The sequence below is a fragment of the Streptomyces azureus genome, assembly GCF_001270025.1.
GTDB lineage: Bacteria > Actinomycetota > Actinomycetes > Streptomycetales > Streptomycetaceae > Streptomyces > Streptomyces azureus.
In genome coordinates this window covers 16,214-28,981 of the sequence record NZ_DF968327.1, presented here as the reverse complement: position 1 = coordinate 28,981, position 12,768 = coordinate 16,214, and the positions used below count along the sequence as shown (strand labels likewise).

Here is a 12,768-nt window from a genome sequence, read left to right as displayed (position 1 = left end):
CCACACAACACGGGATCACGTACCTCTCCACCGTGCCACAGGAAGATCATTCTGCAAGGACCCCTAAGGGGCACTCCAGCAGGGTGCGGAGCCCTCCGAGGTCGCGGTGGCTGGAGAGCTCCTGGACGATGGACGGCACTGCGGCTCCTTCGCTGGTCAGACCTCGATGTACGCCACGACCACGACGGTGCGCAGCGCGGTGACGAAGTACAGGACCCGGACGGCTTCGACTTCGTCGGTGTACTGGCGCAGCTGGGGGCCGGCGGTGTCGCCGGGGATCGGCTCGCCGACGTCCGAGTCGACGGAGATGACGACCAGGGCGCGGTCCAGGGCGTGGAGCACCGCCTCGCTGGTGATGGACTCCAGCTGCTTGGCGGCGGAGTCGGAGAAGGCGATCCGGGCGCGGCGCGGGCCCTGCCGCGGGGCCATCAGGCGACGGCCGGGCGCTGTGCGGCGAGCCGGGCGAGGTGGGCCTCACGCAGCTCCTCCCACGGCGTGCAATCCTCCACCGAGGGCAGCCCGTTCTCCGCGATGTCCTCCAGGACGGCGGCGAACTGGTCGGCGCTGGCGCGGGTCTTGGCCGCGTACGCACGCAACCCGTCGGCGGCCGCGGGCTCCAGCTGCTGCCGGGCGTGGTCGGCGGAGGCGGTCGGCTGTTCGCTCATCGAGGGCTCCAGAAGGCAGAACTGGCGTCTCCCTCAACGGTATCGGCCGCCCTGGGCCCGGGGGGACCACTCCGGACGAACCGACTCCTACGAGGTGCCGGACCAGGACCCAGGTGGACCCAGCTTCCGGACCGTTCCGCGTCCACCTGGGAAAACACCGGTCCCGGGACCCAGGGACCCAGGATCTGGGGCGGTTGCTGGGTCCAGATGGGTCCGCCCGCGCGATGCCACAGATCAGCTGAACAGTGACACAGATGAGCCTGCCCACGTGGGGAAACGGGGGGTTGATGACACAGATGACACAGATCGGCCGGACTGTTCAGGCGGGGATGTCGGAGAGTGGGCGCGACTACGTTCGTACGGCGCGCGAGTGCGCGCCAGGCAAGACCACAAGTGTCACGCTCCACCCGCAGATCTGCCCTGGAGAGGATCAACGGGCCTAAAGATCGGACATACATGGACGCATTGAAGGGAGCGTGACAGCTTTTCCGCCGGAGCGTGACAGGCAGTGTCCCGCTCACGCTGCGTTAGCGTGACGCCGTCCGGGAGCAGGTGACGACCACCCCGTGCTCCTGGCGCTCGTTCACGCCCGGCTTCCCTCAGCGCCGGCCGGCTCGGTGGCGCGGGTGAGGAACGCAGCGAGGTCGGCAGTGGCCTCGGGGTCGGCGGCGGCGAGGCGGGCCGCGAACGCCAGCTGGTCGACGCAGGCGGCCGGGACCAGGCGGGCGAGTTCGGCGAGCAGCGCGGCGCGTGCAAGGACGGGCTGCGGCAGAAGGTCGGCGGCAGCCTCGCGGGCGGCCGGGTCCTGGTAGTGCCCGAGGTGCGCGGCCAGGGCGTGCGCGACCAATGCGTCGACGTCGGCCTGGACGTACGACCCGGCCCGGCGAGTGAGTTCGTCCCGGACGGCTTCGTCGCCTTCGCGGGGCTCAGCCTGTTCCAGCGTGCCCAGCTCGCGCAGCGCCTGGAGCTCATCGGCGCGGGCCGCGATCCGGGCGGCTGCGCGCAGCTCGGTTTCCCGGGCGGCGGCGGCCGCGGCTTCGGCGGCGAGCTCCTCCTGGACGACGTCGTCGGTGTCCGGGTCGTAGACGGTGCCGGAGGGAGCGGCGGCGAGCACCTGGTCGATGCGCTCCCACTCCGCGAGCTCCGCCCGGCCGCGTTCGTCGTCGGCCAGGTGCTCGTGGCGGGAGTCCTGGCGCGCGTCGAACCGGGCGTCCTCGAGGGTCGCCGCGACGGCGGCCGCGTCCATGCCCTTCGCGCGGCGGCGAACCACACGTCGGCCGATACCGGCGTGGTCGACCGGCTCACGGGGCGCGGCCGCGCGGGGAACGGGACGGCAGGCAGTGCGCCGGGGCGGCCAGGGGCTGCTCATCAGGGCCTCGCACATCAGGGCCTCGCATTCGGGGTGCGGAATAAGGTGCGGGCCGCCGCCAGAGCGCTGTACGACGGCCCGCAAATGAGTGCCACAGTTGGTCAGTCTGAGCGGTGCAGGTGGCCCGCTCGGAGCCCCAGAGCCGAGATGGCCCCTCCTCCGGATGGAGCGCCTCAACGCGCGGTCGAATCGTTGAGACGGTCGACTGGGAGAACCTGAGGCCCCTCAATGAGACGGAGTGATCATGGCCATCATCGCTGTGTTTGACGTGCCCGGCATGACCCAGGCCCAGTACGAAGAAGGCACAAACAAACTGAACAAGGGACGCGGACTGGTCAAGGCCAGTTCGGACTGGCCCGTCCCCGGTCTCATCGCCCATATTGCAGGCCCCAGTCCGACCGGTTGGCATGTGACGGATGTCTGGGACTCCGAGGAGTCCTTCAACCGGTTCGGTGAGACCATCCTTCCGATCCTGCGAGACCTCGGATTCGCCGATGTGCAGCCGAAGGTTTTCCCGGCCTTCAATGTCGTGACCGCTTGAACTCGGGGCGATGATCAAGTCCGTCCGAGTGTCGTCGACCGTGAACGCTAAGGCTGGCCAAGAAGGCCGCTAACTGGCCAGCCATGGCGCTCAGTCACAATAAGGTTTATAGCAGGCCCTGAACTTGGCCGTGTCAGAACTGAAACTCTATCGACTGGACGTGCGTGAAACCCGCGCGCAGGCCATCAGCCCGGGTGCTCCATTCCGTGAAATACGACTCGGTGATGGCGTCAGCGACGATCGGATGTAGGTCTTCCTCCGTCGCACCGGCCTCCTGTAGGCGGAGGATCTCAGCGGCGTAGGTGGGCGATATCGGCGTGGTGATGGTGCGTACACGGCCGTCGTCCGAGCTGCCCGTGCACGTGAACCCGAAGTACGCCGTCACCTCCACCATCATGCCGGTGGAGGTCGCCGCTCGTTCCTTCACTTGCGCCCTGAGCTGCGGTTGCCACTGGGATTCGGTCTCCTCCACCAGCGCGGCTTGCAGGCGCTTCTGGGGCTTCGTCAGCTGCCCGGCGCGGTAGCGCGCTGCACGGTGCGCTGCGAGACGCCCAGCTGTTCTGCCAGGGCCTTCGTGGACTTCTTGGCGCGCGTGTAGAGGAATTCCATCTGAGCCTTCGCGGATTTCGGCGCGGGCCGGGTGAACACCTTGCGCTCCGCCCGCTTGAGGGCGCCCAGAACCCTGTTGCGGCGCGGGCTCGGCTGCTGCGTGTTGTCGCTGTTGATCATTCGTCCAGGGAACCCCAGGTCCCCTGTGGATAGATGACGACGCCGACGGAGGCCGTCTCCCAGGGGAGGCGGCTGAGGCGACGCAGTGCAGTTGGCAAACAGCACGCTTGTTGGCAAATGACGCCGATCTCGCCCTGTGGTTACTCTGCGAAGCGATCAGTTGTGATCAACTGCTGTGGGGGGGGGCGTACGAGTTGGTGATCTGGTGCGGTGAAATCCGGAGACTGCCGGCCAGGTCCGTTCCGACGCTTGTGTCCTGGACGAGTTGATGTCGCCGTACGCGGGCTTGGATGAGGCCCGTACGCGGCTGGTGATGCGGGACAGCTGGGCGAGTCGCTGGACGGCTGCGTGGCAGATCAACGGGTCGGAGGTCGTCTGGCCGGTCCGGGACCTGGGTTCGGTGCCGGTGCTGTCTTCGAAGCCGGTTCGCGGTTTCACCTGGAGGACGAAGCAGAGACATCGTCCTGGGCTGGAGTTCCTGGTCTCGACAGGGCGGAAGCACGGCTTCGAATCGCTGGAGGAGAGGGCGGCCCTGCTGGCCCTGGACTTCATGACGGTGGTCGAGGTGCTCCCACAGCCCTTCGCCCTCACTTTCCAGCACGTTGACGGCCACGCCGGACACACCCCGGACTTCCTGGACGGGATGGGCGACGGCGGGCATTGGCTGCTGGGTATCCGGCCTGCGGGACTGATCGGCGAGTTGGACGCGGTGAAGTTCGCCGCGTCCCGGGAGGCGGCGGCCGCCTGCGGCTGGCGCTACTCGGTGATCACCGGATGGCGCCCGCAGGTGCTCTCGGGGCTGGACGCACTGTCGGCTCAACGGCGGCCGTTGACGGACCAGCTGGGCTGCCAGCCGGCACTTCTCGCGGCCGCTGCCGACGGGCCGGTTGCGTTCGGGGAACTGGTACAGGCGACACGGCTGCCGGCGGTGGGTCGGGCCCACGCGGTTCATCTGCTCTGGCACCGTCGGCTCGGCTTCGACCTGGGCCGTCCGCTGGGAGATTCGTCCCTGGTCTGGCCGTCGGGCTGGAAGGAGTTCCGGTGACGGCTGCACAGAGGCTGCTGGACCTGGCGCCGGGGGCCGGGTTCCGGATCGACGGCGTCGACTGGGTCGTCGACGAGGTGGAGCCCCAGCACGGTCGTGTCGTCCTGGTCAGCTCGGAGGGCCAATCGGAGGACCGGACGGTCAGCTGGCTCATGCACCACCGCCCTGAGCCTCTGGCGAAGGTGGTGGAGGCGTCAGCTGGATGACGCTCTGCGGCAGCGGAGCTTGTTCCTGCTGCCCAATCTGGACGACGACGAGCCGGGGGACGACGCATGACCGACACGACAGTGCCGCGCGACCTGCTGACGGGCTTGCCGTCCAGGAGGAAGATCGCCGAGTTGATCCTCTCGGAAACGCCCAGCCGCGACACGTTCGCCGGCTGGCAGCACTTCCGGGCCACCCGCAGCCTGCTGGTTCCGACCCAGCGGCTATCCGCTTCACAATGGCGCACTCTGCCGCCCAGGAGGCGCGACGACTACGACACCTACCGGCAGATGACCAACGTCAACCTGCCGTTGCAGCAGACGCCGATGGCCCAGAAGGCGTCCCGGCTGATCGACCGCCGGCTCAGCGCCAACACTCGCAAGAAGGGAGACCCAACGCTGGCCGGCGTCATGGTCAGCGGCTGGGGCCAGCACGGGAAGACCGCCACCGTCTGCAGAGTCGTCGCCGCGTTCGAAGACCGGTGGCTGCGACTACACAACTCGGTCAACCCGGCGTCCGTGCCGGGCACGGTGGACCTTCACTCCCCGGTCGCCTACGTCCAGGCTCCGGTCACCGCGACGCCAAAGAGCACCTGCGTCACCATCCTGAACTTCTTCAACGCCCCGTCCCGGAGCCTGACCCTGCCGCAAGTCGTCCGGCAGGTCGCCGAGTCGCTCAGGGACCACGGCGTCAAGGTCCTCATCATCGACGACATCAACCGCCTACGGATGCACCGAGCCGACGACCAGGACGTCCTCGACCTCATCCGGGCTTTCATGGGCCTGGACGTCACCTTGATCCTCACCGGGGTGAACATCCCCGGCACCGGCCTCCTCCGCGAAGCCCGCTGGCACCCCAAGCAGCGCTCCTGGGTCATGCCGCCGCTGGAGTCCACCCGCGTCCACGGCCTGGAGGTCACCCAGACCGAGCGACGCTTCGAACTCGTGGAACTCGACCGTTTCCGCACCACCACACCCGCCGGAATCCAGGCGTTCGTGAACCACCTCCAAGGCATCGAGGAACACCTGCGGCTACTCAACGCACGTGACGGGATGCTCACAGAAGGGACCCTGCCCGAATACCTGATGCGCCGGACCAACGGAGTCGTGGGGCTCCTCGGCCGGCTGATCGAGGACGGCTGCCTGGAAGCCATGGCCAGCGGGAAAGCCCCCGGACAACGAGATCGCCGCCCCGCCGCCCAAGCCCGCCAAGCGCCGCTCCCGCAGCCGCAACACCGTCTTCGACGACCACGGGCCCCGCAGCGGCCAGGTCGCAGGCTGACCCGTGCGGCGCCCGCTCGAACAACTGCCCCGGAGCCTGTCGCCACTGCCCGGCGAAGACCTTCACGGCTTCGTCCTGCGGCTCGCGCACCGCCTGGACCTGAAGCCCATGGTCCTCTTGCAGCGGACCGGCCTGGTTGGCCCGCGCAGCCACTCGGCACCCGCGCGCCGGATGTTCATGCTCGAGAGAGACGAACTCGCCGCGTTCTGCACCACCACCGGCCCCTGGACGCCGGGCCGTATGCGTTCGTCTGGGTCGACGCACTGACCCAGAAGGTCCGGGAAGGCGGCCGCATCATCAACGTCCACGCGCTGATCGCGGTCGGCGTCAACGCCGACGGACACCGCGAGATCCTCGGCATCGATGTCGCCACTGCCGAGGACGGCGCCGGCTGGCTCGCCTTCCTGCGCTCGCTCATCGCCCGCGGCCTGACCGGCGTCCAGCTCGTCATTTCCGACGCTCACGCCGGCCTCGTCGACGCCATCGGTGCCGTTCTGCCCGGCTCGTCGTGGCAGCGGTGCCGGACCCACTACGCCAGAAACCTGCTGAGCCAGGTCCCCAAGTCGGCCCAGCCCTGGGTGGCAACCCTCCTGCGGACCGTCTTCGAACAGCCCGACACCGACGCCGTGAAGGCCCAGATGCGGCACGTCCTGGACGCACTGGAGGCCAAGTTCCCCAAGGCCGCCGCCCACTTGGACGCCGCCCAGCATGACCTGCTGGCCTTCACCGCCTTCCCGCGCGAGATCTGGCGGCAGATCTGGTGAACAATCCGCAGGAGCGGCTGAACAAGGAGATCCGCCGCCGCACTGACGTGGTCGGCATCTTCCCTGACCGCACCGCCGTGATCCGTCTCGTCGGCGCAGTCCTGGCCGAGCAGAACGACGAGTGGACCGAGGCTCGCCGCTACATGGGTCGCGAGCTGCTGGCCAAGGCCCGCCTCCACCCGATCGAGTCAGAAACCGACGAGACCGTCATGCCGACCGAACTCACCGCATAGCCTCAAAACGAGATCACCGAGTGGCCGTCGATACACCACTCCAGTGGACGTGACCCGCCCCGCTTCGGTAGTGCAGGCGGTGTGATCACACGCCGTCTGCTCGCTAGTCCCCGGTAAGGGGGCCCACGGCAATGAGAGGTACTCGCCGGTCTGCTTCCAGGCCGGTTAGAGGTCACTCGACGGGGTCTTCGGTCCATACGAGCGTCCGGGGAAAAGCCGGGTCCCTGTCGGTTACTTCCCACTCGTCGTCGCCCGGCAGTATCGCGATCCAAGGAGGCGGCGAGGCCAGCAGGTTCCCGACGAAGTCCAGGGCACTAGTGAAGGAGCGCCAGAGGGGATCACGTTCCCAGGCGAAGCCCTGCTCGATGTCCCACTCGCCAATACGGCCTGTCCTGATGTCGACCAGGAGCTGGATAACGCTCAACGTCGCGAACGGGACGAGAAAGGGCTTGTCTCCTTCTGCCAGGTTTGAGTCATCAGGTGCCGCGTACTTCAACCAGGTCGCACGCTTCTCGAGGATTTCCTCGACGCCCAGGAGCGTGAACCCGGGCGGGAGAATCACGGTCAGGCCTGACCCGTTGTGACGTAGCAGTGAGCGTTCGACATCATCCGGCAGCTGCCCTCCGAGAGACTCGTACAAGGCATCCAGGTCTGCGCGAGTACACGGAGCCGGCAATGGGTCTTCCTCCGGCGCATGCTGGGCTATCCAGCGCTCGATCTTGCCCCACGACTCCTCGACACTCACGCGCCCTCCTCCACCCGGCCGGAGGCCAAGGATCCCAACTCATCAACGGCGAGGACACCCACCGGAGTTCAAAGATGGTTTCTCTGACCAGCGGCAGCCGAGAGCGATTGTTGTCAACAAGCTGGGGCCGTTCATCTGTGGTCAATGATCAGTTGTGGTCAACGACTGCGGCCGTCGTCCGGGCCGGCGGCGTACGGCGTCGGTGGCTGTCCACGGTGCGATGAGCGCGGCGGCCACGGAGACGGTGGCAAGGAGGAAGAACAGCGGTCCGTAGCCGCCGAGGGGCACGGCCAGGGCGGCGCCGGCGAACGGCGCGAGTGCTGCCGCCGTGTGGGCGGGTGCGGCAAGGAGGCCGGAGAGGCGGCCGTAGTGGGTGGTGCCCCATCGGTCGGTGATGGCGGTGGCCTGGAGGAGAGTGAGGTTGCCGCGGACCATGCCGGCCATGACCGACACGGCGATGAGCAGGGCGTACGGGCCTGGGGTGGCGGCGAAGGCGGCGGTGGTCAGTGCGCCGAGTGCGATCAGGATCGTGGTGCGGGCTGTGGCGGTGGTGCGGCGGGCGAGGGCGGCGTACAGGGTGCGGCCGAGGGTCTGTCCGGCGCCGCCGATGCCGAGGGCCCAGGCGGCCTCGCTGGTGGTGTACCCGCGTTCCAGCAGGAGCGGGACGAGGGCGACGACGACGGCATACATCGTGAAGCTGGACAGGGTGAAGGCGGCGGCGAGCAGCAGGAACGGCCGGCTACGCCCGACCTCGGCAGCGCCCGCGGCGGCGTGGGCCGGGCCGGTTGGGGCGTCGGGCCAGGGTGCGCGCAGGGCCAGGGCGTGGGCGGGGATGGTGACGGTGGCCAGGATGGCGGCGAGCACGAGGTAGGTGTGGCGCCAGGACAGGTGGTCGGCGAGGGCCGCGGTCAGGGGTGCGAAGACGGTGGAGGCGAGCCCGCCTGCGAGGGTGACGATGGTCAGGGCGCGCACGTGGCCGGGTGCCCACCAGCGGGTGAGGGCGGCGAACGCGGGCTGGTAGAAGGTGGCCGCCATCGCGAGTCCGGCCAGCGCCCAACCGGCGAAGAACACCAGAAGGTTGGGGGCCGCGGCCACGATCAGCAGGCTGACGGCGCCGAGCACAGAGCCGGCGGTCATGACGGCGCGGGGGCCGCGTCGGTCGAGGATGCGGCCGACGCGGATCCCGGCGAGGGCGGAGACGACGAGAGCGAGCGAGAACGCCGCGGTGGTCGCCCCGGCTGGCCAGCCCGTCGCTGCGGTGATCTGGGGGTTGAGGACGGGGAAGGCGTAGTAGACGATGCCCCAGCTCACGATCTGCGTGGCGCAGAGTGCTGGCAGGGCGGCGCAGGGCCGCGACCGGTCCCCTGTTCCGGTCGCGGCCCCGCGTGCGGGGGTGTTCAGGTCTGTCACGAGCCGCAGCAGCCGCCCGCCGGGGCCTGCTCGGCAGCCGCCCCGACTGCGGTGGGAACGCCGAGCTGGACGAGCTGCGGCGCGGGCGCGCAGCAGCCACCGCCGTCGGCCTCCTGAGCGTCGGGAGCGTCGAACAAGCCGGCGCCGCCGCAGACTCCGGTCTCGGGCAGGGTGAGTTCCACGCGGTCGGCGGACTCGAGGTCGCCGGCGATCGCCGCGGCGACGGAGCGGACCTGCTCGTAGCCGGTCATCGCCAGGAAGGTCGGGGCGCGGCCGTAGGACTTCATCCCGACCAGGTACACGCCCCGCTCCGGGTGGGAGAGCTCGCGGTGGCCGTGGGGGTAGACGGTTCCGCAGGAGTGCTGGTTGGGGTCGATCAGCGGAGCCAGCTCGACCGGCGCCTGAAGGCGCTCGTCCAGGTTCAAGCGGACCTCGGAGAGGAAGGACAGGTCGGGGCGGAAGCCGGTCAGGACGATCACCTCGTCGACCGCGTCCAGGCGGCGTCCGTCCTCGCCGACCAGGACCAGGCGGCCGTCGGCGTCGCGCTCGATCGCCTCGGTACGGAAGCCGGTGACCGCGTCGGCGTGGCCCTCGTCGACGGCGGCCTTCGCCGCCAGGCCCAGGGCGCCGCGCGCGGGGAGCTGGTCGGCTTCGCCGCCGCCGAAGGTGGAGCCGGAGATGCCCCGGCGCAGGATCCACACCCCCTTCGTGCCCGCGCCGTTGCCGGACTTGGCGAGGTCGGCCAGGTAGGCGAGGGCGGTGAAGGCGGAGGCGCCGGAGCCGATCACGGCGGTGCGCTTGCCCGCGTAGCGGGCGCGGACGGCGGGGTCCTTGAGGTCGGGGACGCGGTAGGTGATGCGGTCGCTTGCCGCCCGTTCGCCGAGAGCGGGCAGGCCGCTGCCGCCGGCCGGGCTCGGGGTGGCCCAGGTGCCGGAGGCGTCGATGACCGCGCGGGCGAAGACGCGCTCCTCGCGGCCGTCGGCGGTGAAGTGCACGACAAAGGGCTGGGCCTCGCGGTCGGCGTCGACGACGCGGTCGCGGCCGGTGCGGGAGACGCCGGTGACGGTGGCGCCGAAGCGGACGAGCTCGCCCAGGGCATCGGCGAGCGGCTGAAGGTACTGCTCGGCCCAGTCACCGCCGGAGGGGTAGGTGCTCGCGTCGGGCCGCATCCAGCCGGTGGGCGCCAGCAGCTTCTCGGCAGCCGGGTCGGTCACCTCGCCCCAGGTGGAGAACAGCCGCACGTGGGACCACTCGCGCACCGCGGCGCCCGCGGACGCTCCGGCCTCCAGGACCAGCGGCGTGATGCCGCGCTCGGCGAGGTGGGCGGCGGCGGCCAGGCCGATCGGGCCGGCCCCGACGACCACGACAGGCAGCTCGGTGGTGGTGGGCGCGTTCACGGCGACTCCTTTTTGCTTCGACGTCCGTCGATGGCTTGCGCCGCCAGCATGCCACCTGCTTCGATAAGCGTCAACATAGACATTCGTCGAATTGAGGGGTCTGGTTCATGGAGTACGTCGATGTCGCGGTCATCGGGGGCGGGCAGTCCGGGCTCGCTGCCGCACACGCTCTGCGCGAGCGGGGACTGGTGCCGGTGGTGCTGGAGGCGTCCGGGCGGGCGGCCGGGTCGTGGCCTGGCTACTACGACAGCCTCACGCTCTTCTCGCCCGCGAGGTTCAGCGCCCTGCCGGGCCTGAAGTTCAGCGGGGACGAGGACCGCTATCCGCACCGCGACGAGGTCGTGGACTACCTCACCCGCTACGCGGACCGGCTGGACGCGGAGATTCGCACCCACACCCGTGTCGAGAGCGTGGAGAGCGATGACGCCGGCTTCCTCCTGCACACCGCCGACGGCCGCCGCCTGGGCGCGGCCGGGATCGTCGCCGCGAGCGGCGCCTTCGGCAACCCGCTGCTGCCCGACCTGCCCGGCCAGCAGGGCTTCGCCGGCGAGGTGCTGCATGTCGCCGATTACCGCAGCCCCGAGCCGTATGCGGGCAAGCGGGTCGTGGTGGTGGGCGGCGGCAACTCCGCCGTCCAGGTCGGCTATGAACTGGCCAAGGTGGCCACGGCGACCCTGGCCACCCGCGCCCCGGTCCGCTTCCTGCCGCAGATCCGCGACGGCAAAGACCTGCACCACTGGCTGACAGCCACCGGCTTCGACCACCTGCCGCCACACTGGCTGATCCACTACGTCGGCGGCACCCTCGTGCTCGACACCGGCGAGTACCAGGACGCCCTGGAGTCGGGGAGGCTCCAGCGGCGGCCAATATTCACCGCTCTGGACGGCGACGAGGTCATATGGGACGACGGGAGCCGGGACAAGGCCGACGTGGTACTGCTCGCCACCGGATACCGACCCCACCTCAACTACCTGGCCAAGCTCGGCGCACTCGACGAACAGGGGACGCCACTGCACGCGGGTGGCATCTCCGTCACCCATCCCGGGCTGGTCTACCTCGGCCTGGAGTTCCAGCGGTCCTTCGCCTCCAACACCCTGCGCGGCGTCGGCCGGGACGCCGAGTACGTGATCGACCCACTGGCCGCACACATCCGCAAGGCCCCGACCGCCGCCGGCCTGTAACCGCTGACCGGCGAGGGGCGGCCCGTGATCGCACGCGGCTCCGCCCCTCGCCCACTGATTCGACATGTGTCAACATCGATGCATGTCGAATACGAAGGTGCTGCCGCTTCTGGAGCCGGAGACCGTGGCGCCGTGCTGCCCGCCGCTGACCGAGCGGCCGTTCACCGCCGAGGAGGCGGAGCGGACCGCGAAGATGTTCAAGGCGCTCGGCGACCCGGTGCGACTGCGGCTGTTCTCCGCCGTGGCCTCGCACGAGGGCGCAGAGGCATGCGTGTGCGACATCTCCGACGTCGGCGTCTCTCAGCCCACCGTGTCCCATCACCTGAAGAAGCTGAAGGAGGCCGGGCTGCTCACCTCCGAGCGGCGCGGCACCTGGGTGTACTACCGCGTCGAGCCGTCCGTGCTCGCCGCCATGGGCCAACTGCTGGTAGGTGCCTCGGCTGCGGCATGACCACACCCGGACTCCCGTCGGCGACGCCCAGGGACGTTGCGTCGGCGGGCAGTTGCCAAAAGCGGTAGTGGACGAGGCGGGCGGTTGCCATCCTGACGGGATGGAGGAAGCAGAAGACCGGCTGAGCCTGCCCCGGCCCCGATGGGTGAATGCCGAGATCGCCGTCTGGGGAGGTGCGGCGAGGACGATCTCGCCCTTGCGGGCGGCTATTTGCGAGTGGCCGAGACCGCCGCCCGCCACTGGATCGCCCAGGCCCCGGACGATCTGCTGCCGCTGCCGATCCTCTACAACTACCGGCACAGCATCGAGCTGTCGCTGAAGTGGCTGATCCGCAAGGCGGCCCAGTGCGCGCTGCGCGAGGGCTACGCAGGAGAAGAAGACCTCAGCCCCGGCCAGTTGGACAAGCGTCTGCGCACGCACAACATCAGGAGACTGGCGGACTGTCTCAACCGGTACCTGGCCCTGCTGGACCTTCCCAAGGTGGAACAGCGCATCGATCCGGAGTCCTGGACTCAGCTGAACTGGCTGGACAGCGAAGATGCGACAGGGGAGACCTACCGGTACGCAGTGGTCGGCCACGGCGTCGGCCGGGCTCCCGCCCGGTCCGTGCAGCAGAACGTCAACTTCTACGAGCAGGTGAACGAGTTGCACAAGCTCGCGCACCTGCTGTGGGGCGGTTACTCGGCTCATCTCGGTGAGTACGAGGACTGGCAGATCGAGTATCTGGAGGCCATGGACACGGCCGGCTACTGA

At 69.4% G+C, this 12,768-nt stretch carries 14 protein-coding genes and 2 pseudogenes; 8 read left to right on the top strand and 8 right to left on the bottom strand.

The genetic code is table 11. The annotated features are described in order from the left end of the window. Positions 1-156: 156 nt before the first annotated feature. The 3 genes from AOQ53_RS24455 to AOQ53_RS24445 form a co-directional block, all read right to left on the bottom strand. Complete coding sequence (locus AOQ53_RS24455; protein WP_059420455.1) at positions 157-429, bottom strand: hypothetical protein; 273 nt, start codon at positions 427-429, stop codon at positions 157-159. Continuing rightward, positions 429-665, bottom strand: a complete 237-nt coding sequence (locus AOQ53_RS24450; RefSeq protein WP_059420453.1) for a hypothetical protein — start codon at positions 663-665, stop codon at positions 429-431. The genes AOQ53_RS24455 and AOQ53_RS24450 overlap by 1 nt, the downstream gene beginning before the upstream one ends. A gap of 583 nt (positions 666-1,248) precedes the next feature. Continuing rightward, positions 1,249-2,034 carry a hypothetical protein gene (locus AOQ53_RS24445; protein ID WP_059420462.1) on the bottom strand — a complete coding sequence of 262 codons (786 nt, stop codon included), beginning with the start codon at positions 2,032-2,034 and terminating at the stop codon, positions 1,249-1,251. A 244-nt stretch (positions 2,035-2,278) separates the two neighbouring features. Here AOQ53_RS24445 and AOQ53_RS24440 point away from each other — a divergent pair, with 244 nt between their 5' ends. Continuing rightward, positions 2,279-2,575, top strand: coding sequence for a hypothetical protein (locus AOQ53_RS24440; protein ID WP_059420460.1), 297 nt, complete (start codon positions 2,279-2,281; stop codon positions 2,573-2,575). A gap of 133 nt (positions 2,576-2,708) precedes the next feature. Here the strand turns inward: AOQ53_RS24440 and tpg are convergent, their stop codons facing one another. Further along, positions 2,709-3,050, bottom strand: a complete 342-nt coding sequence (gene tpg / locus AOQ53_RS47780; RefSeq protein ID WP_408055179.1) for a telomere-protecting terminal protein Tpg — start codon at positions 3,048-3,050, stop codon at positions 2,709-2,711. Between the two features lie 29 nt (positions 3,051-3,079). Beyond that, positions 3,080-3,304: a hypothetical protein gene (locus AOQ53_RS47775; RefSeq protein ID WP_330219366.1), complete on the bottom strand. Its 225-nt coding sequence runs from the start codon at positions 3,302-3,304 to the stop codon at positions 3,080-3,082. Between the two features lie 268 nt (positions 3,305-3,572). Here AOQ53_RS47775 and AOQ53_RS24430 point away from each other — a divergent pair, with 268 nt between their 5' ends. The 4 genes and pseudogenes from AOQ53_RS24430 to AOQ53_RS24410 all read left to right on the top strand — a co-directional run. After that, entirely contained in the window at positions 3,573-4,349 is a 777-nt protein-coding gene (locus AOQ53_RS24430; protein ID WP_059420451.1) for a TnsA-like heteromeric transposase endonuclease subunit, read from the top strand. Next, positions 4,346-4,555, top strand: a complete 210-nt coding sequence (locus AOQ53_RS24425; RefSeq protein ID WP_059420449.1) for a hypothetical protein — start codon at positions 4,346-4,348, stop codon at positions 4,553-4,555. Before AOQ53_RS24430 ends, AOQ53_RS24425 begins: the two co-directional genes overlap by 4 nt. Before the next feature lie 66 nt (positions 4,556-4,621). Continuing rightward, a pseudogene (locus AOQ53_RS47770) lies at positions 4,622-5,305 on the top strand (AAA family ATPase); the annotation flags it as partial. Positions 5,306-6,049: 744 nt separating this feature from the next. Next, positions 6,050-6,831, top strand: a pseudogene (locus AOQ53_RS24410) (IS256 family transposase); the annotation flags it as partial. Positions 6,832-7,003: 172 nt separating this feature from the next. On the opposite strand, the gene AOQ53_RS24405 reads toward AOQ53_RS24410, so the two are convergent. The 3 genes from AOQ53_RS24405 to AOQ53_RS24395 form a co-directional block, all read right to left on the bottom strand. Then, positions 7,004-7,576, bottom strand: a complete 573-nt coding sequence (locus tag AOQ53_RS24405) for an SMI1/KNR4 family protein (RefSeq protein WP_059420446.1) — start codon at positions 7,574-7,576, stop codon at positions 7,004-7,006. Between the two features lie 141 nt (positions 7,577-7,717). Continuing rightward, complete coding sequence (locus tag AOQ53_RS24400) at positions 7,718-8,986, bottom strand: MFS transporter (protein WP_059420445.1); 1,269 nt, start codon at positions 8,984-8,986, stop codon at positions 7,718-7,720. Next, entirely contained in the window at positions 8,983-10,383 is a 1,401-nt protein-coding gene (locus AOQ53_RS24395; protein ID WP_059420444.1) for an NAD(P)-binding domain-containing protein, read from the bottom strand. Before AOQ53_RS24395 ends, AOQ53_RS24400 begins: the two co-directional genes overlap by 4 nt. 107 nt (positions 10,384-10,490) lie before the next feature. Between AOQ53_RS24395 and AOQ53_RS24390 the strand changes: the two genes are divergently transcribed. From AOQ53_RS24390 to AOQ53_RS24380, 3 genes are all read left to right on the top strand, one after another. Then, the gene (locus AOQ53_RS24390) at positions 10,491-11,564 is read left to right on the top strand and encodes a flavin-containing monooxygenase (RefSeq protein ID WP_059420443.1); all 1,074 of its coding nucleotides are present in this window, start codon (positions 10,491-10,493) and stop codon (positions 11,562-11,564) included. 82 nt (positions 11,565-11,646) lie between these two features. Continuing rightward, entirely contained in the window at positions 11,647-12,015 is a 369-nt protein-coding gene (locus tag AOQ53_RS24385) for an ArsR/SmtB family transcription factor (RefSeq protein ID WP_059420442.1), read from the top strand. Between the two features lie 216 nt (positions 12,016-12,231). Next, complete coding sequence (locus AOQ53_RS24380; RefSeq protein ID WP_059420440.1) at positions 12,232-12,768, top strand: hypothetical protein; 537 nt, start codon at positions 12,232-12,234, stop codon at positions 12,766-12,768.

What these genes read in the sequence shown, in the direction of transcription:
- AOQ53_RS24455 (WP_059420455.1), bottom strand. Translation starts at nt 429, where the DNA reads ATGGCCCCGCGGCAGGGCCCGCGCCGCGCCCGGATCGCCTTCTCCGAC.
- AOQ53_RS24450 (WP_059420453.1), bottom strand. Translation starts at nt 665, where the DNA reads ATGAGCGAACAGCCGACCGCCTCCGCCGACCACGCCCGGCAGCAGCTG.
- AOQ53_RS24445 (WP_059420462.1), bottom strand. Translation starts at nt 2,034, where the DNA reads ATGAGCAGCCCCTGGCCGCCCCGGCGCACTGCCTGCCGTCCCGTTCCC.
- AOQ53_RS24440 (WP_059420460.1), top strand. Translation starts at nt 2,279, where the DNA reads ATGGCCATCATCGCTGTGTTTGACGTGCCCGGCATGACCCAGGCCCAG.
- AOQ53_RS47775 (WP_330219366.1), bottom strand. Translation starts at nt 3,304, where the DNA reads ATGATCAACAGCGACAACACGCAGCAGCCGAGCCCGCGCCGCAACAGG.
- AOQ53_RS24430 (WP_059420451.1), top strand. Translation starts at nt 3,573, where the DNA reads ATGTCGCCGTACGCGGGCTTGGATGAGGCCCGTACGCGGCTGGTGATG.
- AOQ53_RS24390 (WP_059420443.1), top strand. Translation starts at nt 10,491, where the DNA reads ATGGAGTACGTCGATGTCGCGGTCATCGGGGGCGGGCAGTCCGGGCTC.
- AOQ53_RS24385 (WP_059420442.1), top strand. Translation starts at nt 11,647, where the DNA reads ATGTCGAATACGAAGGTGCTGCCGCTTCTGGAGCCGGAGACCGTGGCG.